Annotated in this window: 18 protein-coding genes and 1 other RNA gene; 11 read left to right on the top strand and 8 right to left on the bottom strand. The window is 55.6% G+C overall.

The features are described 5' to 3' along the window. The first annotated feature begins 70 nt into the window (after window positions 1-70). Window positions 71-2,800, top strand: coding sequence for a DEAD/DEAH box helicase (locus ACF8D4_RS06495; protein WP_392468546.1), 2,730 nt, complete (start codon window positions 71-73; stop codon window positions 2,798-2,800). Here ACF8D4_RS06495 and ACF8D4_RS06490 read toward each other — a convergent pair. Beyond that, the gene (locus ACF8D4_RS06490) at window positions 2,797-4,254 is read right to left on the bottom strand and encodes an MFS transporter (protein ID WP_301561087.1); all 1,458 of its coding nucleotides are present in this window, start codon (window positions 4,252-4,254) and stop codon (window positions 2,797-2,799) included. The two genes, ACF8D4_RS06495 and ACF8D4_RS06490, sit on opposite strands and share 4 nt — an antisense overlap. Here ACF8D4_RS06490 and ACF8D4_RS06485 point away from each other — a divergent pair. Then, window positions 4,253-4,552: a hypothetical protein gene (locus ACF8D4_RS06485; RefSeq protein WP_301561086.1), complete on the top strand. Its 300-nt coding sequence runs from the start codon at window positions 4,253-4,255 to the stop codon at window positions 4,550-4,552. The two genes, ACF8D4_RS06490 and ACF8D4_RS06485, sit on opposite strands and share 2 nt — an antisense overlap. Further along, entirely contained in the window at window positions 4,542-5,153 is a 612-nt protein-coding gene (locus tag ACF8D4_RS06480; protein WP_208137810.1) for a TetR/AcrR family transcriptional regulator, read from the top strand. The genes ACF8D4_RS06485 and ACF8D4_RS06480 overlap by 11 nt, the downstream gene beginning before the upstream one ends. A 58-nt stretch (window positions 5,154-5,211) precedes the next feature. Here ACF8D4_RS06480 and ACF8D4_RS06475 read toward each other — a convergent pair whose 3' ends face one another. Together ACF8D4_RS06475 and ACF8D4_RS06470 are read right to left on the bottom strand one after the other, a co-directional pair. Further along, entirely contained in the window at window positions 5,212-7,578 is a 2,367-nt protein-coding gene (locus ACF8D4_RS06475; protein WP_301561085.1) for a YgiQ family radical SAM protein, read from the bottom strand. A gap of 175 nt (window positions 7,579-7,753) precedes the next feature. After that, window positions 7,754-8,158, bottom strand: coding sequence for an MAPEG family protein (locus tag ACF8D4_RS06470; RefSeq protein WP_190534261.1), 405 nt, complete (start codon window positions 8,156-8,158; stop codon window positions 7,754-7,756). A gap of 216 nt (window positions 8,159-8,374) precedes the next feature. Between ACF8D4_RS06470 and ACF8D4_RS06465 the strand changes: the two genes are divergently transcribed. From ACF8D4_RS06465 to ACF8D4_RS06455, 3 genes are all read left to right on the top strand, one after another. Next, window positions 8,375-9,595, top strand: a complete 1,221-nt coding sequence (locus ACF8D4_RS06465; RefSeq protein ID WP_025889321.1) for a threonine/serine exporter ThrE family protein — start codon at window positions 8,375-8,377, stop codon at window positions 9,593-9,595. A gap of 157 nt (window positions 9,596-9,752) precedes the next feature. After that, window positions 9,753-11,402: a ShlB/FhaC/HecB family hemolysin secretion/activation protein gene (locus ACF8D4_RS06460; protein ID WP_243757281.1), complete on the top strand. Its 1,650-nt coding sequence runs from the start codon at window positions 9,753-9,755 to the stop codon at window positions 11,400-11,402. Between the two features lie 68 nt (window positions 11,403-11,470). Next, the gene (locus tag ACF8D4_RS06455) at window positions 11,471-12,265 is read left to right on the top strand and encodes an ABC transporter substrate-binding protein (protein WP_062793762.1); all 795 of its coding nucleotides are present in this window, start codon (window positions 11,471-11,473) and stop codon (window positions 12,263-12,265) included. A 45-nt stretch (window positions 12,266-12,310) separates the two neighbouring features. On the opposite strand, the gene rnpB is transcribed toward ACF8D4_RS06455, so the two are convergent. Both rnpB and rsmI read right to left on the bottom strand, forming a co-directional pair. After that, an RNA gene (gene rnpB / locus ACF8D4_RS06450) (RNase P RNA component class A) lies at window positions 12,311-12,680 on the bottom strand. Between the two features lie 44 nt (window positions 12,681-12,724). Continuing rightward, entirely contained in the window at window positions 12,725-13,567 is an 843-nt protein-coding gene (rsmI, locus tag ACF8D4_RS06445) for a 16S rRNA (cytidine(1402)-2'-O)-methyltransferase (RefSeq protein ID WP_039035999.1), read from the bottom strand. A gap of 88 nt (window positions 13,568-13,655) precedes the next feature. Here rsmI and ACF8D4_RS06440 point away from each other — a divergent pair, with 88 nt between their 5' ends. The 4 genes from ACF8D4_RS06440 to ACF8D4_RS06425 all read left to right on the top strand — a co-directional run bounded on the left by ACF8D4_RS06440 (window position 13,656) and on the right by ACF8D4_RS06425 (window position 17,076). Then, window positions 13,656-15,485, top strand: coding sequence for a penicillin-binding protein activator (locus ACF8D4_RS06440; protein ID WP_301561084.1), 1,830 nt, complete (start codon window positions 13,656-13,658; stop codon window positions 15,483-15,485). Window positions 15,486-15,493: 8 nt separating this feature from the next. Then, window positions 15,494-15,820 (top strand): YraN family protein, encoded by a 327-nt coding sequence (locus ACF8D4_RS06435; protein WP_025889313.1) that lies wholly within the window; start codon window positions 15,494-15,496, stop codon window positions 15,818-15,820. 96 nt (window positions 15,821-15,916) lie between these two features. Next, a complete protein-coding gene (locus ACF8D4_RS06430; protein WP_028780981.1) occupies window positions 15,917-16,510 on the top strand; it encodes a phosphoheptose isomerase in 594 nt (197 codons plus the stop codon). Further along, complete coding sequence (locus ACF8D4_RS06425) at window positions 16,507-17,076, top strand: BON domain-containing protein (protein WP_025011605.1); 570 nt, start codon at window positions 16,507-16,509, stop codon at window positions 17,074-17,076. The genes ACF8D4_RS06430 and ACF8D4_RS06425 overlap by 4 nt, the downstream gene beginning before the upstream one ends. Window positions 17,077-17,107: 31 nt before the next feature. Here ACF8D4_RS06425 and ACF8D4_RS06420 read toward each other — a convergent pair whose 3' ends face one another. Next, complete coding sequence (locus ACF8D4_RS06420; protein ID WP_025011604.1) at window positions 17,108-17,983, bottom strand: DMT family transporter; 876 nt, start codon at window positions 17,981-17,983, stop codon at window positions 17,108-17,110. Between the two features lie 122 nt (window positions 17,984-18,105). Here ACF8D4_RS06420 and ACF8D4_RS06415 point away from each other — a divergent pair, with 122 nt between their 5' ends. Continuing rightward, on the top strand, window positions 18,106-18,996 hold the full coding sequence (locus tag ACF8D4_RS06415; RefSeq protein WP_028780984.1) for a LysR substrate-binding domain-containing protein: 891 nt from the start codon (window positions 18,106-18,108) through the stop codon (window positions 18,994-18,996). 57 nt (window positions 18,997-19,053) lie between these two features. On the opposite strand, the gene trpS is transcribed toward ACF8D4_RS06415, so the two are convergent. Both trpS and ACF8D4_RS06405 read right to left on the bottom strand, forming a co-directional pair. Then, entirely contained in the window at window positions 19,054-20,058 is a 1,005-nt protein-coding gene (gene trpS / locus ACF8D4_RS06410) for a tryptophan--tRNA ligase (RefSeq protein WP_025011602.1), read from the bottom strand. Between the two features lie 8 nt (window positions 20,059-20,066). Next, window positions 20,067-20,753, bottom strand: a complete 687-nt coding sequence (locus ACF8D4_RS06405) for a phosphoglycolate phosphatase (RefSeq protein ID WP_037475295.1) — start codon at window positions 20,751-20,753, stop codon at window positions 20,067-20,069. Window positions 20,754-20,756: the final 3 nt, after the last annotated feature.

Raw genomic sequence — 20,756 nt, 5'->3', positions numbered from 1 at the left:
CATCAAGGCGCATTTCTGGAAAGCTTACGCCTAAACCGTTAGGATACTTGCCATCCCGCGGCTTCAGTGGATGCAGTCGCGCCAACGTAAAAAAGTAGCCAAGGTCATGCCCGCCAAACCATTACTCGCTTACTACCAGGATTGCTATAAGGAAGATTGTGTCGACCTTAATCTGTGGCACCTTGGCAAACTAAACCAGGAAGACAGGTTGTTTATTGAGGGCGAGGATTCGCTGCTTTCAGGCTTCCTGCCAAGACAGCCAATCGCCCATGAAGCCGGGGCGCAGCTCCTACCCAGAATCGCCATGTACCAGCGCGAGCGCCAACTGCTCTATGTTTCCCATTTCGTGGTCGGCCAGCTAAAGGAAGAGGGGCAGACCCGCACTGTACTCAGCCCTCTGGTTTTTAAAGAAGCCCAGTTGGAAGAGGATGACGGCAGCTTCTATGTTTCCCTCAAAGAGGGGGCCCTGCAGATTAACGAGCCCTTGCTGCGGCTGTTGTTGCCGGAAGACACTATGGAAGCCGGCTTTGATGCCATCTTCGCTCCCGAGCGCCCCGACAGCTGGACCTCGCTGTTGAGCCAGAGCCACCAGAACATAGATACCCTGGGGCTGCTGGGATTCCCCAAACTGACAGGCTATGACAGCCTCGCCCGCCTGACCCGCAAGCGTAAGTTAACTCTGGTGCCGGCATCGGCACTGGTGTTTCTGAAACGCCCCAGCGCCAGTCGCGGCATACTGCATGAGATCTCTGCCATGATGAATGCGGCCGAACTCTCGGCGCCGCTGCAGAATCTGATGGGAACACAACTGCCACCCAAGACCGAAGCCAAGCGCCGCCTCAAAAGCCAGTACCTGCCCTGCCTCTTGTCCCGGGCACAGCAGCAAGTGCTGGAGATAGGCGCCGGCCACAGTCTTGGCTGCGTTGTCGGGCCGCCGGGAACCGGCAAGAGTTATACCATAGCCGCCGTCGCGACCGAACATATGGCCCGGGGCGAGTCTGTGCTGATCGTCGCCAACAACGAACATGCGCTCGATGTCATTAACGACAAGCTTGAGAGTCAGTTCGGGCTCAAGGACATCAGCCTGCGGGCGGGACAAAAGGCCTTCCTGAAACAGCTCAAGGATTATCTCAGCAATCTGCTGGACGGCTATCATTCACTTGAGCACACACCCCCGCGACAGTTGGAAAGCCAGCTCAATTTATTGAACCGGCAACTGGACAACTCAGAACGCCGGCTGCTGCGATTTTTACGCCGCGCCATTCGCCGCGGTCAAAGGCTGCACAAACTGGAACGCTCACAGCGGCGCTGGTTATTGCAGCTCTATCTTGCTCTGTTTGGCCACAGCATCGAAAACCTGAGCCAACATTGGGACACCCTGGATGAGTTGAACGATAGTCTGACAACCAAAGAGGCGTTGGCGGCCAAGTTGCTGCAAAATGTCAAAGCCAGCCGGGTCGCCGGCTTGCTGAACAACCACAGGCAACAGCTGCAAACTTTCAATCAAGCGATTCGTTCCCGCACCTCACAGCGACAGTTTGCACTGTTCGATACCTTGGATTACCAGGTGTTGCAGCAGGCGTTTCCCATCTGGCTGGTGAGCCTCAACACCCTTCACAAGGTATTGCCGCTGCAGCGGGAGCTATTCGATCTGGTTATCTTCGATGAAGCCAGCCAGAGCAATATCACCAGCGCCTTACCGGCGCTGTTTCGGGCCAAACGGGCACTGGTCGTCGGCGATGGCAAGCAGCTCAGGCATATCTCTTTCCTGTCCCGCAGCAAAGAGCAGGCGTTGCAACAACTGCATGGCGTATCCACTGCGCAATCCGGCATCTGCAGCTATCGCGATAAATCGATTTTGGATCTGGTGGCCGAGCAGATAGCCTCCCAGCAGCAGGTCGCCTTTCTCGATGAGCACTTTCGCAGCGCTCCCGAGCTTATCAGCTTCAGCAACTCGCAGTTTTATCAGCAGCGGTTGCGGATAATGCAGCACAGACCCTGTACCAGCAGCGGCCATCTGCATCTGCACTCAGTGATGGGCGAGCGCAGTGAACAGGGAGTCAACCAGGCTGAAATCAGTGCACTGTGCAACCTGATAAGGCAGCAGATAGACAGCTGCGAACAAGCGGGAATGACCAAGTCGCTGGGAGTGTTATCGCCTTTTAGAGCTCAGGCCGATGCGCTGGCCGATGCTTTGTTCAAACAGTTTTCCGCCACCGAGCTGGAAAAGTATCGCTTGCGGGCCGACACCCCCTTTGGTTTTCAGGGAGAGGAGCGCGACATTATGTATCTCTCCTTCGCCGTTGACCCACATAGCAAGAGAGCCGCGGTATATCTCAACCGCGAAGATGTGTTCAATGTAGCCATTACCCGCGCCAGGGAACAACAGCACCTGTTTGTTTCGGTGGCGGCCCAAGAGCTGCCGAGCAACTCACTGCTGCGCCTCTATCTGGAATCCAGCCGTCAATTCAATGCTCGGCACAGGCAAAATGACCAGTTGGATCAATTTCAGCGCCAGCTTTGTGACGCCTTGGCCGGGCACAATATCGAAACCTGGCCGGGCTATGAGATAGCCGGCACAGAGGTGGATATCCTCTGCCGCTGGCAGGGCGAGTATCTGGCGCTGGATCTCATCGGCTTTCCCGGCCCCTGGATGGACTTCTTTGAACTGGACACATACAAGATACTGCAGCGGGCCAAGGTGCCCATGTTGCCCATCAGCTATGGACTCTGGTTGAAGAATCCCGGTGCCTGTATCGAGCGCATTCGCAGTAAGCTGACTCGGGAACCTCATAGTTAACAATCATCAGAAGCGGTTTTGGCGGCCGCAAGCGAACCCAAACGGGGATGACGCAGCAGCAGTAACCATAAGGTCATCCCCAAACAAAGCACGCCGGCCCAAAACATGGCGACCCCAAAGCCGGCGGCAACCGCCTGATGATTTATCGCCGCTACCCCACTCGGTTCAAACTGTCCCCCACTTTCAGTCTCTTTGGCCGTGTAGATGACCCGGCTCATCAAGGTGCCCAAGAGGGCGATCCCCAAGGTCATACCCGTCTGCCTCACGGCATTCATGGTGGCCGAAGCCATGCCCGAGCGCTGGGCCCCGACACTGGCCATCACCAGCTCACTGGTTGCCGGTACCGCCAGCCCCATTCCCAAACCAAGCAGGGCAAGATAGCCCGCCGTCAGAGAATAAGCCGTTTCCGCTTGCAGGTTTGACAGCAACATGAGCGCCAAAGCCATCAATCCATACCCCAGACTCATCAGTCGCCTGACTCCAAAGTTCGCCGCCAGGCGGCCAAACCCCATGGCCGCCACAGCCATGGCGATAAACTCGGGCGCCATCCGCCAACCGGCCTCGGCGGCATCCCAACGCTGCGCTTCCTGAAAAAACAGCGACATAAAAAACACGCTGCTGTAGGCAGAAAAGCCCAACACAAAGGAAGCCGAGTTATAGCAACCAAAGTCCCGCTGCCGAAACAACTTCAGCGGCAGCAGTGGCCGCGGCGCCTTAAGTTCAACCCGGATAAAGACCGCAAACAAAATGGCGGCCAACAGCAGCGGCACCAAGGTGTGATAACTCAACCAATCATGCTCACCCAAGCCGATAAGGCCATAGGTCAGTCCCCCAAGGAAGAGTATGCTGAGCAACTGCCCGGCAAAATCCAGTGCCGCCTGTTCCGGGTCGGCACTCTCGTCCAGCCCCCAAGCCCCCAGCAGTAATGCGATTATGCCTATGGGGACATTGATCCAGAAAATGCTCTGCCAACCCACATGCTGCACCAGCAAACCGCCGACTATCGGCCCCAGTATCAGTGACAGGGCGCTGACCGATGACCAGATGCCTATCGCGCGGGTGCGGGCGCCAACGTCAGAAAAGGCGTGGGTCAACAGAGACAGGGCTCCCGGGATAACGGCGGCACCGGCAATCCCTTGAATCACCCTTCCCAGAAGTAACAGCCACAGAGAGTCTGCCATGGCGCAGGCGATTGAACCCAGAGTGAACAGCACGCCCCCGCAGAGCCACAACAACTTGCGGCCAAAACGGTCCCCCAGCGGCCCGGAAGAAAGAATTAAAGCCGATAAACACAGGGCATAGGCGTTCACCACCCATTGGGAATCCGCCATGCTGATTGCCAACTCCTGTTTCATAGTCGGCAAGGCGACATTGACTATGCTGATATCCAGAGTCGCCATAAAAGTGCCCAGACAGATGGCCGCAAGCAGAGCGACCTGACGCAGAGAAGACATGCTGTTCCTCCTTGAAGCTCAGTTGTTATTGAGAACAATTCTCAATATAGGTTTCGACCGACCGTCGGTCAATGGCATTTACAATCACTGGATGGCCGGCATCTGGCCTTGGATCATCACTTTAGGTAGGATGAATGCCGATTCTGACAAGGCGGTCATAATGCACAGGGGCTTGATTCACTCGGCGAGTATGAAAGAATTTGGCGGCCAATCGGCCAAGAAAAACATTATCCTGGCCGACGCAGTTTCCTGGCAGATCAAACTTCTTATATTGAGTGGTATGGCTAATGACAAATAACAGCACCCCGGGGGCTCCACGCACTAAACCGGCCGAGGTTCGTCTCGATGAACTCATGGATGCGGCCCAGAAGTTATTTATTGAGAAGGGGTTTGAAGCCACTACAGTCAGCGACATAGTGCGCGAGGCCAAGGTCGCCAAGGGGACTTTTTACCACTACTTCAATGCCAAGCCGGAGATACTCTCGGCTCTGCGGCAACGCTTTAGCCGGCATTTTGTCGAGCAGGTGCAACTGGCAATGGATGCCTGCGATAGCGATGACTGGCCGACACGACTGGATGTTTGGTGCCGGGCCAGTGTCAACGCCTACCTGGCCGGTATAGAGCTGCACGACCTGCTCTTCCATGACAACTATTACCACGGTCACGGCAACAGCGAGCGGGATCGGGTGTTGGCGCAGATTATTGAGCTTTTGCTAAGCGGCAAGCGCCATGGCGCCTGGCAGTTGGAAAGGCCAGAGCTGAGCGCCATCATCCTCTATCACGGCATGCATGGCGCGGTAGACAACGCCATGCATAACGGCATCAAGGACCGCCAAGCGACGGCGCAACAACTCGGCGAAGATCTGTCACTGGAATTCCGGCGTCTGCTGGGCTGTTAGCCTACGCAGCCCTTGTTTAGAGCAAAGGCTTGCTAGCGCCCTCTATCCTCTTGGGTTTTTACTTTGATTTCTTACTCTGGCCCTGGCTTTTACCCTGACTTTTACCCTGAGTATGGCTCAGAGCATGGCCAAAGACAGGCCTGGCTCCGGGTCTGGCTTTGCCACTGCCGGGCTTGGAGCCTTTAGCTGTTGCCACTTTGCCTGTTGTTGTGTGGTCGCCGCCCTTGCCTTTTCCGGCCTTGTTACCGCCTTTGGCCCCTTCAGTGGACTTACCCTTGGCGGCTTTGCCGCTGCGCTCTGCAAACTGATTGTCGCTGAAACGGGTGAGTCCCTGGCGGCCCTTGTCTGCCCCCTTGCGGTTATGCTTACCGGCCCAGGCTTCGGCGCGGCCTTCCGGGGGCACCAGATGCTGTGGCCCAGTGCCGATAAGATGCTGTTTCCCCATGGCGATAAGCGCCTCGCGGATCAGCGGCCAACCTGCGCTGTCGTGATAGCGCAGCAAGGCCTTGTGCAGTCGCCGCTGGCGCCCCTTCTTGGCCACCGGCACCTCTTCGCTGCTGTGTTTGACGTTTTTCAACGAGTTCAGCTCTGTGTGGTAGATGGTTGTGGCATTGGCCATAGGCGATGGGTAGAAGTTCTGCACCTGATCCAGCTTGAACTTACGCTCCTTGAGCCACAGCGCCAGGTTGAGCATGTCCTCGTCCGTGGTGCCCGGGTGAGCCGAAATAAAATAGGGGATCAGATACTGCTGCTTACCCGCTTCGGCCGAGTATTGGTCGAACAGCTCCTTGAACTTGTCGTAGGTGCCCATACCTGGCTTCATCATCTTGGATAAAGGCCCCTCTTCGGTATGTTCCGGCGCTATCTTGAGATAGCCGCCCACATGGTGCTTGGCCAGCTCTTTAACGTAACGCGGATCTTCAATCGCCAGGTCATAACGCACGCCGGAGGCGATCAGCACCTTCTTGATCCCGGGAACATCCCGGGCGGCGCGGTAAAGATCTATGGTGTGCTGATGATCTGTGTCCAAATGGCCACAGATGCCGGGAAAGACACAGGATAAGCGCCGACAGGTTTTTTCGGCCTTTTCGCTCTTGCAGCCGAGACGATACATGTTGGCCGTTGGGCCGCCGAGATCGGAAATCACCCCGGTAAATCCAGGCACTTTCTGCTGTATATCTTTAATTTCTTTGATAATTGATTCTTTCGAGCGGCTCTGGATAATGCGCCCTTCATGCTCGGTTATCGAACAAAATGAGCAGCCACCGAAACAGCCTCGCATGATATTGATCGAGGTCTTGATCATGTCGTAGGCCGGGATCTTGGCCTTGCCGTAAACCGGGTGTGGCACCCTGGCGTAAGGCAAGTCGAATACCGCATCCATCTCATCTGTGTTGAGCGGCCAAGCCGGTGGGTTGACCCAAACACCACGATCGCCGTGGGGCTGGAACAGGGCTCTGGCACAACCTGGGTTTTGCTCCTGATGCAAAATCCTCGATGCATGGGCGTACAGGTATCTGTCTTCACTCACCCGCTCGAAGGCCGGCAGCAACACATAGGTCTGCTCCCAGGGCCTTGGCTTGGGTGGCTGCACACTGATGGGCTTGGGAGCGTCGTTGTCGAAGATCTTCTTGTCGGATGGCCCGGACAAGTTCTGGCAGCCGACATCATCGGCGCCATAGGGATTGGGGATAGGGTCAATTTTGTGCAACTGATCTATCTTGCGCGAGTCCATGCCGCGCCATTCTGGCAGTGGCTCTTTTCGGATAACCGCTGTGCCGCGGATATTCTGCATCTGCGCCATGGTTTCACCCTTGGCGAGACGGTGCGCCACTTCCACCAGCGGCCGCTCGGCATTACCGTAGATCAGGATGTCGGCCTTGGCATCAAAAATCACACTGCGGCGCACTTTGTCGGACCAATAGTCATAGTGGGCAATCCGCCGCAGGCTGGCCTCGATACCGCCTATGACCACGGGCACCTCTTTAAAGGCTTCCTTACAGCGCTGGGTATAAACAGTCACGGCGCGATCCGGGCGCTTGCCGCCTTCATTGCCCGGGGTATAGGCATCGTCGTGGCGCAGTTTACGATCGGCCGTATAACGGTTGATCATCGAATCCATATTGCCTGCAGTGACCCCGAAAAACAGATTCGGTTTACCCAGGCTCATAAAGGCCTCTTTGCTGGACCAATCCGGCTGCGAGATGATCCCCACTCTGAATCCCTGCGCTTCCAGCAAACGGCCTATCACCGCCATGCCAAAACTGGGGTGATCCACATAGGCATCACCTGTCACCAGGATCACATCACAGCTGTCCCATCCCAGTTGTTCCATCTCCTTGCGGGACATGGGCAGAAAGGGAGCCGTGCCGTAACACTCGGCCCAATACTTGGGATACTGAAATAAGCTGGATTCGACTTGCATTTGAGACTGACCATCAGAGGATTCGACACACGGCAGCCACGCTGCCTCAGGGCCGCGGAGTATAACAGGCTAACCTGGTTAAGTGTGACTAATTTTTCACCAATTGCCGACTATTTGTGCCCCTTGTTTGTGCCTGCAAGCCAAGGCCCTACTAGGATTGTGGCTTATCTCGGGCTCAGAGCAATAAGCGCCCCACATACTGCCATAGGTTAAACAGCGCCAGCACGAGTATGCTTATCCAGGTGAACAAGGTGCCGAGGAAACGGCCCGGGTGGTAACCGCCCTTGCCTTGGGTCAGACCTATGGCATGCAGCAATCTGGCCACCAGCCAAATCGTCCCCAGTAGATGTAACCAAACGCCGGCCATGCCGTTGGCCTCGGCCAGCACCAAAAGCAGCAAGGCTATCGGGGCATTTTCCAGCAGGTTACCGTGTACCCGGTTGGCCAAATGCAGTGCATCGTTACCGCCATCGCCCAGGCCTATCTTGTAAGCACGGCGCAACCGCACCACCCGGTAAGCCAAAGCCAAGACCAAAATCCCCGTCAATGAGGCATAAAAACCCGATATAAACAATGACATAAGTTCTTTTATCTCCTTTTGAAATTCTCTGTTCAGCCTTGGCTGATGCGACGCTGTCCAAGCGCAGCCAATCAACCTTAACGCAACAAGCTTGCACTTAAGCTCACATAAAGGAAATAATTTTTAAAATGTCATTAACCGGATTCTGCCCCCTTACTGTAGAATCCGCGCGGGCAAAAAACCGTCCATCCAACCAAGGGCACAGTGGGAAACCGAGTGGATAATCAAGAATTCATTGAAAAGCGCCGTTTTATCATCAAGTTGGGTAAGGCTCTGCATAAGTTCGGCACCCCGGCTTATCGGCTCGAAACCCACTTGCAGACAGTGGCCAAGACGCTCGGCATCGAAGGCTATTTTCTGATCTCGCCCACTTCGATGACCTTTGTGCTGCAGCACGACACAGATCAGGAATACAATCATGTTGCCAGGGTCAAACCCGGCGAGCTGGATCTGGGGTCGCTGGCCCGTACCGACGCCTTAGTACAGGAACTGAGCCTGGGGCAACGCAGCCTGAGTGAAGCGCTGGAACGGCTGGATGAGATAGCCAACAAGCCCAATCCCTACGGCCCTATGTTAACCCTGGGCGCCTTTGGCACCTCGGCCGCAGCCTTTGCCATGCTGATGGGCAGTAGCTGGAATGATGTATTCTGGTCGGCCTTGATAGGCATGCTGGTCTATGGCTTGGTATTCAGCGCCGAACGCTCGCGACGAATGGCCGAACTGCTGGAGCCTTTGGCCGCCATGCTGGCCGGTTTCGCCGCCTGTGGCCTGGCGCAACTGGATGCCGGGCTGAATATCCCCGTGGTGGTACTGTCGGGGATCATCGTCTTTATTCCCGGCCTGGCGCTGACCCTGGGCCTGGCCGAACTGGCGGCAAGGGATCTCATGTCAGGCACCATGAGGATCATGGATGCGGTAATGCTGCTATTCAAACTCTACTTCGGCGCCGTACTCGGCGTGGCAATAGGCAATGCCCTGTTCGGCGAATCCCTCTATATTGAGCCCATGCCGTTGCCTCGCTGGGCCATCTGGTCGGCGGTGCCCATCCTCTCCATGGCGCTGGTGTTCATCTTCAAGGCCAGACTCAAAGACGCCCCCTGGGGCGTACTGGCCGGTATTGTGGCCTTCTTCTCCGCCATGTTCGGCGGCCTCTATTTGGGGGATTCTCTGGGGATCTTCTTCGGCGCCCTGGCCGTGGGTATTTACGCCAACCTGTTTGCCCGCTGGATGAAGGCACCGGCCTCCATCGCCCTGCTACAGGGGATAGTCATCCTGGTGCCTGGCTCCAAGACCTATATCGGCCTCAATGTGCTGATCTCGGGTGAAACCATGTTGAACCAGTCGCATCTGGGGTCGCAGATCTTTCTGATATTTATGTCACTGATCGCCGGGCTTATCTTCTCCAACGTGGTGGTGCCGCCGAGAAACACCCTCTAAACGCTGCTGCCGTGGGCATTTAGCGCCGGAAAAAGATAGTTTATTACAAGCTAAATCATTACTTTATTTCGAAGGTCGCCTTGACTAACCGCCCATTCGGTTGTGTTATTGAAGTGTGAATATCAGCCCGATATTCACTACCGAGAGGAGGCAGTCTATGGCAACAAGCCGCAGTGTCTTGCTTCTGGCAACCCTGTTTGCCAGCCTCTCCGTTTTGGCCGACACAGGCACCAAAGGCGATAGCACAACCTCGTCTTCCCAAGGCCAAAATCCACTCCCTGAGCGATTCAGGGTTGGCAAAATTGTGGTGGTCAGCAACCCAATTTTCGACGAGTCTGCCGACAACGCCATCTTCCTGCATAATTGGGCCAACGCCCTGCATATCAATACCCGGGAGTCGGTGATCCTCAATCGCCTCAGTATCCAGGAGGGGCAGGAAGTGACCCCAAGGCAATTGGAAGAAGCGCAGCGAATTCTTAGGCGTGAAGCCTATCTCAGAGACGCCAGGATCTCTGTGGTCAAGGCCGACCCGAGTGCCGATCAACAGCCTGATGGTGAAACCTTGCTGGTGGAAACCTGGGATCAATGGTCGCTGCTGCCCACTATCAGCCTGGGGCGCAGCGGCGGCAACAACAGCTTCTCCGTCGGGTTGAAAGACGACAATATTCTGGGTCTGGGGATCCGCACCCGTTTGAAGTATCAATCCGACGAGGACAGAACCGGCTACAAAGTCGCGTTCGAAATGCCGCTGAACATCATCAAAAATGCCACTGTGGCGGCCAATTTCTATGACAACAGCGATGGTCAGGCCAAACAACTGTATTTCGACAAGCCTTTCTATACCCTGGACGACACCCGGGCCTACGGCGCCGAGTATCTGGATGAAGACAGAATCGACACCATTCGCCAAAACGGCCTGGACATCAACGAGTTCGATGAAGAGATCCGCTATCGCAACCTCTACTGGGGCTTTATGTTCGCCAAAGAGAACCAGAGTCGGCAAAGATTACGCCTTGGAGTTACCCAGGATAAGCACAGCTTTCACGCCCTGCCTCAATACCCGCAGCAGCCCTTGCCTCAGGACAGAGACTTTCTCTACCCCTGGGTAGAATGGGAGTACCTGCAGGATGACTTTCGGGTGCTGACCAATATTCACCTGGTCAACTATAACGAAGACTTCAACCTCGGCTGGCATCACAGCGTTAAATTGGGGCTGGAAACCAAAGACAGTGACAACCTTGGCTATCACCTCAACTGGCGCAGCAGTCGTGGCTATTTTGAGGGTAAGGAACTACTGTTGCTGGCATTTGGCGGTGAAGCCACTCTGGCCACCCGGCAACGGGACTTTTATCAAGTGAATGTTGCCGCCGAGTATTTTTATAAGTTCACCCCCAAGTGGACCGCCTATTCCAAGGTGCGGCTGTCCAACTCCAACAACAACTATATCGACCGTCCCTTTGCACTGGGGGATGAAACCGGCATTCGCGGTTATCCCAACGACTACCAGCACGGTGACAATCAATGGCTGCTGACCGGCGAAATCCGCTATTACCCCAATATCAACCTCTACCAGCTGGCAGAGTTGGGCTGGGCCGCCTTTATCGATGTCGGTCAGGCCTTTGGTGGTGCCATGGCCAATGACAACGAAGTCTCAGGCCCCATAGGCTCTATCGGCATAGGTGCCAGAATCTACTCTTCCCGCTCCAGTTATGGTCATGTCGCCCATATCGATTTCAGCGTGCCCTTTACCCGGGGCGAGGAAGTGGACGGCTGGGAATGGCGCTTTCAAGTGAAGCAGAGTTTCTAGGCTGACTTTGCCACCCCAGCGGCAAACTCTGCACTAAACTTGAAGGGTCACAGCAACCTGGACCTGACATGAAAAAACTCCTTTCCTCTGTGCTGCTCGGCCTGTCGTGCCTGATATCGGCACAGGCAAACACGTTGAAAATCGCCTTTTTTGATTTTGCGCCATACAGCTTTCAGGAAGAAGGAGAACTCAAGGGCATCATGGTAGAGATGACTCGCCTGGCCTGCCAGCGCTGGGAGGAAGGCTGCCAACTCAAGCTGTGGCCTAATCGCCGCGCCAGGCAGCAGATGAACTCGGGAGAAACCGGTGCCATGGGGCTGGCCTGGGCAGATTATCGCACCTCACAATACTATTTCTCGGTCCCCCTGTTGCAGTCTGAATATGGTTTCTTCAGCCTCAAGGCACTGAGTTTGAAGCAGATGCAGCAGCTATCGGATCAGCGTGTGGCAGTGTTCTCACCATCCAATACCCACAATGCCCTGCAAAAATTGAATCAGGAATTGCTCCGGCAACAAGTTCCCCCCATGCAGGTGGTTACCTTTCCACAAAGCGATGAATTGCCACTGAAAATGCTCGCCAGAAAGCGTTTTGATGCCTATTTTGTCAACCGGGATGTCGGTCGCTGGTACGCAGGGAAACAGGGGATTGAAGGCTTGGACTATCTACCCAGCCAACCCAAGACTTACTACTGTCTGGCATTCGATATCCGTCATAATGACCGACAAACCATAGCCCGCTTCAATCGGCTGTTGTTGGAGTTGCAGCAGGGAGAAGCCTGGCACCAGCTACTGCAGCGCTGGCAGGTTGAACCGGCCCAATGGCAGCCTGAGCAAGCCCAAGCCATGAACATTCCACTCGAGTAGAAAAGCAAAAGGCCGCCCGTGATAACACGGGCGGCCTAGTTCTATTTGGTGAGTTGGCCTATAAGCCGGGTCCTGTTCTCCCGAAGGAGCGGCAGTCATTCCTCTAGGCCTGCAATCGCTCACAGGCTCAAGCAATCTACCCGGTTCCAACGCGAGCCACGCATTAATTCCGAAGAATAGTGGAACCCTATTTGATCTTGCTCCGGGTGGAGTTTACCGTGCCGCGAACTGTTACCAGCCGCGCGGTGCGCTCTTACCGCACCCTTTCACCCTTACCGGCCCGAAGGCAGGCGGTCTACTCTCTGTTGCACTGGTCGTCGGCTCACGCCGCCCAGACGTTATCTGGCACCCTGCTCTATGGAGCCCGGACTTTCCTCCCCGTTCTTGCGAACGCAGCGACTGCCCGGCCAACTCGGCGCGGATTATAGCCCATAGCGGGCTTCACACCAAGGCATTTCCTTACCAGCCCAGCTCCAGCCCTTTTTTATAAAGAGCATTTTTCTTCAACCCATGGATCTGTGCCGCAATGGCGGCCGCCTTCTTCAGCGGTAATTCATCACAGAGTAGTTTGAGGGTATCCAACGCCGCGGCGGGCGTTTCGTCTGCTTCTTCACTGACAAAACCGTGCAGCATAAGCACGATTTCACCGCGCTGCTGGTTGGCATCGGCTTCTACCTGCGCCAGCACTTCGGCCGTGGTGCCGCAGAGGAAGGTTTCAAAGGTCTTGGTCAGTTCCCGCGCCATCACCATCTGCCTATCCGGCCCCAGGACCTCCACCAGCGACTTTAGGCTGGGCAGAATTCTGTGGGGAGACTCATAGAAAATCAGGGTGCGCGGGTCTTCCCTAAGCGCCAGCAGTTTATCCTGGCGCCCTTTGTCTTTGGCCGGCAAAAAGCCTTCAAACGAGAAACGATCCGAGGGCAAGCCAGATGCCGACAACGCGGCAATGGCGGCGCAGGGGCCGGGCAGCGGGATCACCGGATAACCGGCGGCGCGCACATGGGATACCAGGTGATAGCCGGGATCGGAAATCAGCGGCGTACCGGCATCGCTGATCAGCGCTATGGCTTCACCTTCGCCGAGGCGTTCGACAATCCACTGCGCCCGGGCACGTTCATTGTGGTCATGCAGCGCTGTCGTGCGGGTGTCTATGCCGAAGTGACTCAGCAATTTACCGCTGTGGCGAGTGTCTTCACAGGCGATCAACGCCACCCGATTCAGTACTTCCAGAGCCCTGGGGCTCAAGTCCCCCAGGTTGCCTATGGGAGTGGGAACTATATACAGCGCGACCGACAGGTCCATAACTACCTCGGAGATGAAAGTGCCGAGACTTTCGTCAGGCACAATAGAAGGTTAAACTAGAGCCAGCATCTTACCAGAGTGAAGCCCTGTGTTAAAAAGCCTGAATAGAGTTAAATACATTTCTGCTGCGATTTTGCTTGCCAGCCTGTGGGGCTGTGGCAGCACGCCATCGGCAGACAAAGATCAGCTGGCCGTCGTTTCTCTGGTCAGTGCCCCGCAAGCCCCGGCCGAGTATTTGGCATTTGCCGCCAAGGCGCCCAGCAAGGAAAACCGCGAGCGTTACCTGCTGTTGGCCGCCAATGCTTACCTCAAGCAAGGTGATACAGATGCCGCGGCAGATATTCTGCGTTCAATGCAGGCCGGGCTAAGCCCTGTGGATGAAATCCAGGCCGAGCACCGTTTTCTCAGCGCCCGCCTGCAAGAACTGACCGGCAAAAACGCCGAGGCCCTGAGCACCCTGAATTACCCCGGCAATTGGCAACTGGCCGATTGGCAATGGGCCAGTTATCACCAGGCTCGTGCCCGACTGTTTGCTGCCAACCAGCAACCCGTGGAGCAAGTGCGTGAGCTGAGTAAGCTCAGTCAGTATCTGCCGGTGAAGGCGACCGGCGAGGTTAACGACGAAATTTGGCAATTGCTCAAGCCGCTGCAGGAAGAAACCCTGCAGAGCTTTGCCGCTCAAGAGAGCAATGCCGTATTTACCGGCTGGCTGCAGCTGGCTTATCTGGCCAAACACTACGCGGTGGATCCCTCAAGCCTGATCCGCCAGTTGAGTGATTGGCAGAAACGTAATCCTTATCATCCTGCGGCGGTGCAGTTGCCTTCGGATCTGCAGCTGGCGCTCAGTGCCAAGCCATACAGACCCAGCAATATTGCCGTGCTGCTACCTCTTTCGGGCCCAAGAGCCGGAGTCGCCAACACAGTGCGTCAGGGCATACTGGCCAGTTATCTGAGCGACCCGGACAGCAATGTCAGCCTCAACTTCTTCGACACGGCCCAAGGTGCCGATAAAGCCTACCAGCAAGCGCTGCAGAGCGGCGCCGAATTTGTGATCGGCCCGCTGCTGCAAAACGAAGTGGAACAGGTGATGGCGGCCCAGCAAGCTGCAAAGACAGATACCCCGCCGCAACTGTTTCTCAATCAAATAGATAAGCTGCAACCGCAACAGAATAAATACTACTTCGCCCTGTCTCCCACTCAGGAAGCCAGCGATGCCGCCAGACGCATGTATCAGGATGGCATACAGGTGCCACTGCTGCTGGCCAGCAATGATGCCGTAGGCCAACGTATGGCCCAGAGCTTCAAGCAGACCTGGATGGAGCTGACCGACAGTGATGCCGAGGTTCACTTCTATGATAACGGTGACAAGATGCGCGAAACCGTGGAAGAAGCCCTTGGCGTGACTGACAGCAAGGCGAGGATCCAGGCCATTAAGGCACTGCTGGGCAGCAAGGTGAAGGCCGACTTCCGATCCCGTACCGATATCGATGCCATCTATATGATCTCGGGGATTCAGGACTTACCGCTGCTGAAACCCTTTATCGATGTCAACTTCAGTGTCTTTGCCGAGCAAGTGCCGCTGTATACCAGTAGCCGCGCCCGTCAGGAAGACAACGCCAAGCAAACCGCGATTGAACTGAACAATATCACCATCAGTGATATCCCCTGGTTGCTGCAGGCCAGTGAAGAAACCGAAGCGGTCAACAAGTTGTGGCCTACCTGGGGCAATGCCCAAAAACGCCTGTATGTGATGGGCTATGATGCCCTGCAGCTGGTCAATCGTCTGGCCCAGATGCATGCCTTCCCCGGATACCAATACAGTGGCCGCAGCGGCCAGCTGACGGTGAGCCCGGATGGCGTGATCGATCGCCAGCTCAGCTGGGCCAAATACCAGCGCGGCGTTTTGCGGCCACTCTAAGCCAGCTTATGGATCTGGGACAGGAAGGCGAGCGTCTGGCTCGCCGCTATCTGGAACAACAGGGCCTGACCTTTGTCGAACAGAATGTGCGCTACAGTTTCGGCGAACTGGACTTGGTGATGAAACAGGGCAGCCAATGGGTGTTTGTTGAGGTAAAATACCGCTCACCCAGCCGATTCGGCGGTGCTTTGCAGTCATTGAGCCAGGCCCAGATAACCCGGCTTCGCAAAGCCGCCAGCCAGTATCTGCAGCAACACAGGATCAATGCCCCCTGTCGCTTCGATCTACTGGCCATTGATGCCGGCAAGGTGCAATGGCTACAGGACGCTTTTTAGTAAGCGCTTAACCCGAAACAAATTTACACTTTAATGCCTGAACAAAGCCCCTGGCCTATGGCATGATAGCAACACTTGATAGTGAAGGACTTATCCATGTTAGAACGTATCAAAGACAGCTTCACCGAGTCGATTCAGACCAAGATTGACGCCGCAGAGGCGCTGCCTGAGTCTATCGCCAAGGCCGCAGAAATGATGGTGCAATGTCTGTTGGGTGGCAATAAGATCCTTGCCTGTGGTAACGGCGGCAGCGCCGGTGATGCCCAGCACTTTTCAGCCGAGCTGTTGAACCGCTACGAAGTGGAACGCCCACCTCTGCCGGCCATAGCTCTGACCACAGACACTTCTACCCTGACGGCCATCGCCAACGACTACAGCTACGACGAAGTGTTCTCCAAGCAGATACTGGCACTGGGTCAACCCGGTGACATACTGCTGGCCATTTCCACCAGCGGTAACTCAGGCAACGTCATTAAAGCGATGGAAGCCGCGCTGAGCCGGGATATGACCATAGTAGCGCTCACGGGTAAAGACGGCGGTGCCATGGCCGGATTGCTGAGCACCAATGATGTGGAGATCCGCGTCCCCTCCAATGTCACGGCCCGCATTCAGGAAGTGCACCTGCTGGTTATCCATTGCCTGTGCGACAACATTGACCGCACCCTGTTCCCGCAGGACGAACATCAATGAGACGTCTGCTGCCCCTGTGTCTACTGCTTACCAGTTTGACCGGCTGTGCCGGAGCCGTAATGGTGGGTGCAGTTGGCGGCGCCATGGTGGTTAACGATGAGCGTTCGCTCAAGACCCAGTTGGATGACACCAATGCCGATTTTCGTATCTCCAGTGTACTGGGAGCGGAAGATGATCTGAAGAATCAGACCAATATCACCGGGGTCAGCATGAACGGCAATGTGTTGATGATAGGTCAGGCGCCCAACTCCATGCTCAGGGACAAGGCGATTCGGCTGGTCAAAGAGCTGCAACTGGGTGGCAAGATCCACAATCAGATCCGTATCGGCAACCCAACGTCCTTCACTACCCGCAGCAACGACACCTGGATCACCACCAAGGTCAAGGGGCGGATGCTCAACGACAAGAATCTGGATGTCACCAAGATCAAGGTGATCACAGAGAATGGCGAAGTCTTTCTGCTGGGCCTGGTCGAGCGCGAGCAAGCCGATCTGGCAGTGGAAATCGCCCGCAATACCGCTGGAGTACGTAAGGTTATTAAGGTGTTCGACTACGTCACCCCTTAACGCCCTTTATATCGAGTCGAACGAGAGCCGGTCACACCGGCTCTTGTGCTTTCAGCTCGCGGGCTTTCATCAACTTGGCGATGGCGGGCAGGCACAAAGTCGGCAGCACCACCAGGGCAGCCCCTACCCAGCTCAAAGTATCCAGCCACTCATCGAACAGCAGCCAACCGAGGAAGACAATAAAGATAAGCCCGCTGTATTCGGCTACGGCAATTTCACTGGCCTTGGCCCTGCGATAGGCCAGGACACAGAACCAGTTATATGCCAGCAGGAAGGCATTGGATAACAGCGCCACTCCAAGCAGTTGCCAGCTCAGCCCGGCCAGTTGTTGCGACAGCGCCACCAGCAAGATCAGAGGCAAACTCAGCAGGTTGTAACAGAGCAAAGTCAGACTGGCAGCCTCGGTACTGGGCAGCTTGCGCAGGCTCATCTGGTTCAAGGAGAAGGTAAAGGCCGAAACCAGCACGGCAATGCCGGCCAACTCCAACTCGCTGGGCCTGAGGATCAATAAGATACCGGCAAATCCCAGCGCCGCAATCCCCCACTGCAACGGCGTGATCTGTTCTTTCAGGAATACGGCACCCAGCACCATGATCATCAAGGGCGCCGAATAGAACAGTGAACTGACAGTCGCCAAGGGCAGCGCCATCAAACCAATAATCAAAAAGAGCGCACCAACAGCTCCTGTGTTGGCACGCCAAAGGTGGATCTTAAAGTGAGAAGTCCCCGGGCGACCGGCCTTGAGCCACAGGGGCAGCAACATAAGTACCGCTGTCACCTGGCGCACCAGCAGGAAAGTCGCCGCATTGGCATCATCCGGTAACCACTTGACCGACACGTCATAAAAAGCGCTGAAGAGATTTCCTACGGTCAATAAAATCAAACCGATAGCAACGGTTCTCTGCATCTTGGTTATCCTGAAAGACTCTCAATCGGCGGCATCATATCCGGGTTAAAAACCAAACTGAAATGATGTTTTTTACGTATAAATGAATTAAATTCATACTAAATTTCCGGAAAGAATAGCCGATGCGAAAACTTCCCCCCTTGAGAGCGCTGCAGGTATTCGAGGCAGCTGCGCGCCAGAGTCACTTTTCCCGCGCCGCCGAAGAGCTGTGCATCACCCAGAGTGCCGTGTCCCACCAGGTCAGATTACTGGAGGAACACTTTGGCGAGTCCCTGTTCCAACGTCAGGGGCGCAGCCTCAAACTGTCACCCAAGGGGGAGATCCTCTACGGGGAACTGGAGCGAATATTCAACGAGCTGGCTGACCTTGGCCGTTTGTTCGGTGAACCCAATCGCGAGCTGAAACTGGCGGTTTACAGCTCTTTTGCAGTTAAATGGTTGATCCCCAGACTCAGCGACTTTCGCCGCCGTCACCCCGAGGTGCAGATCAGGCTGGAGATGGTGACTCAAGATCCCGAGCTCAGCGACAGCGTGGCCGATCTCTTTATCAGTGGTGGCCTCAAACGACGGGGTTACTGGCAGACGGTGCTGCACAAGGAGCGGCTTATTCCGGTTTGCAGCCCGCAATTACCCCCCAGAGCCGGGCAGATAACTATCCAGAGTCTGCAGCAGTATCCACTGTTGACTGTAGATGAAGGCCCGTTGGGGCTGGACTGGAACCGTTGGGCCGAGGCCAACGGTGTGACTCTGACAGCCAATCACAGGCAGCATATTTTCAGCCATGTGTTGATGGCCATAGAGGCCGCGATTGCAGGTCAAGGCATAGCACTGGCGTCAGACTTTATGGTGGAGGATGATATTGCCAGTGGCCGTTTGATTGAGGCCGAACTGCCGGATGTGCATACAGGGTTTGAGTTCACTTTTTGCTGTAAGGAGCGGCGCCTCAAAGAACCGGCCATTGCGGCCTTTGCCGATTGGCTGATGTTGATGGCAAGCCAGCCGCAACCGCAGTAACTCGAACGCAGCCACAAAAAAGCCGACCTTGTAGGTCGGCTCTCAAGATTGGCTGATTTACACCAGCAAGCCTATCTTCTCATAAACTTTCTTCACTGTGACTTCGGCGCGGGCCTGGGCCTTCTCGGCGCCCTGCTTCATCACAGACTCCAGGAAGGCTCTGTCTTCGCGGAACTCACGGAAGCGTTGTTGCAGTGGCTCCAACATTCCGACCACGGCTTCACCGGCGGCCACTTTCAAATGGCCATACATCTTGCCTTCAAACTCGGCTTCCAGTTCGGCTATGCTCTGGCCTGTCACCCCGGACATCAGGCTCAGCAGATTGGATACCCCAGGCTTGTTGTCTATGTCGAAACGCACCACAGGCGGCTCATCGCTGTCGGTCATCGCCTTTTTCAGCTTCTTCATCACCGCCTTGGGATCTTCCAGCAGGCCGATGACATTGTTGCGGTTGTCATCTGACTTGGACATCTTCTTGGTGGGATCCTGCAGCGACATCACCTTGGCACCCAGCTCAGGGATAAAAGGCTCGGGCACTGTGAAGGTGTCACCATAGGCGTTGTTGAAGCGGGTGGCGATATCCCGGGTCAATTCCAGATGCTGTTTCTGATCCTGACCGACAGGGATCTCGTTGGCCTGGTACAGCAGGATATCGGCCGCCATCAGCACAGGATAACCGAACAGGCCCACGTTGATATTGTTGGCGTGCTTTTGCGACTTGTCCTTGAACTGAGTCATGCGACTCAGCTCGCCCATCTGGGTATAACAGTTCAAAACCCACCCCAGCTGAGTGTGCTGTGGCACCTGGGACTGAATGAACACAGTGCTCTTCTTGGGATCGACACCACAGGCAAGGTACAGCGCCAATGTGTCCAGGCAAGCTTCACGCAAGGCATTGGGATCCTGGCGCACTGTGATGGCATGCAGATCCACCACGCAATAGAGGCAATCATGGCTGTCCTGCATGGCTACCCACTGACGCAGGGCACCCATGTAGTTACCTATGGTCAACTCGCCTGAGGGCTGGGCACCGCTCAATACTATGGGTTTGGGACTGCTCATGAATTTCATTACTCCGATTGCTGTGGCGGCAAATGCGCCAAAATTTGCTCAAAATGATCGCATACGGCATCTGGGCCGCAAAGCCCAATATCTTCACCGTAGTTGTAGCCATAGGTCAAGCCGATTGAGGCAATACCTGCGGCTTTTGCCGCCAGAACGTCGTTGCGGGAATCGCCCACCATCAACATCTGCTGAGGCTGCAACTGCCATTTATCCAGCAGGTGGGTCAGCGGCAAGGGATCCGGCTTCATCTTGGTGAGTGAATCGCCGCCGAGAATTTCACTGAAAAACGACTCAATACCAAAGGCCTGCAACAGAGGCACAGTAAAGCGATAAGGCTTGTTGGTGACTACCGCCAGCTTGAAACCTCGTCGCTGCAGGGTGCCAAGCACGGACTCAACCCCGGGATAGAGCTTACTGTAACGCTCGAGGCAGGCCTCATAGTGCCTCATAAATACCGGCATGGCATCGGCCATGACAGAGGCATCCGGCTCATCGCCCAGGCTCGAGGTCAGCGCCCGGCGCATCAACATCTCTGTGCCATTGCCAACCCAGCTGCGAACCTGGTCTTCAGTGCAACCACGCAGTCCCATATCGGCCAAGGTTGCCTGGGTTGCAGCGGCCAAGTCCGGCACACTGTCCACCAGAGTGCCATCCAAATCAAAGGCGATCGCACTGATACTGCTTGCGATCATAAC

It is taken from the genome of Shewanella sp. YQ_9, assembly GCF_043103185.1.
GTDB lineage: Bacteria > Pseudomonadota > Gammaproteobacteria > Enterobacterales > Shewanellaceae > Shewanella > Shewanella algae.
The sequence above is the reverse complement of the archived record's forward strand: the minus strand, read 5'-3'. Positions and strand labels throughout refer to the sequence as shown.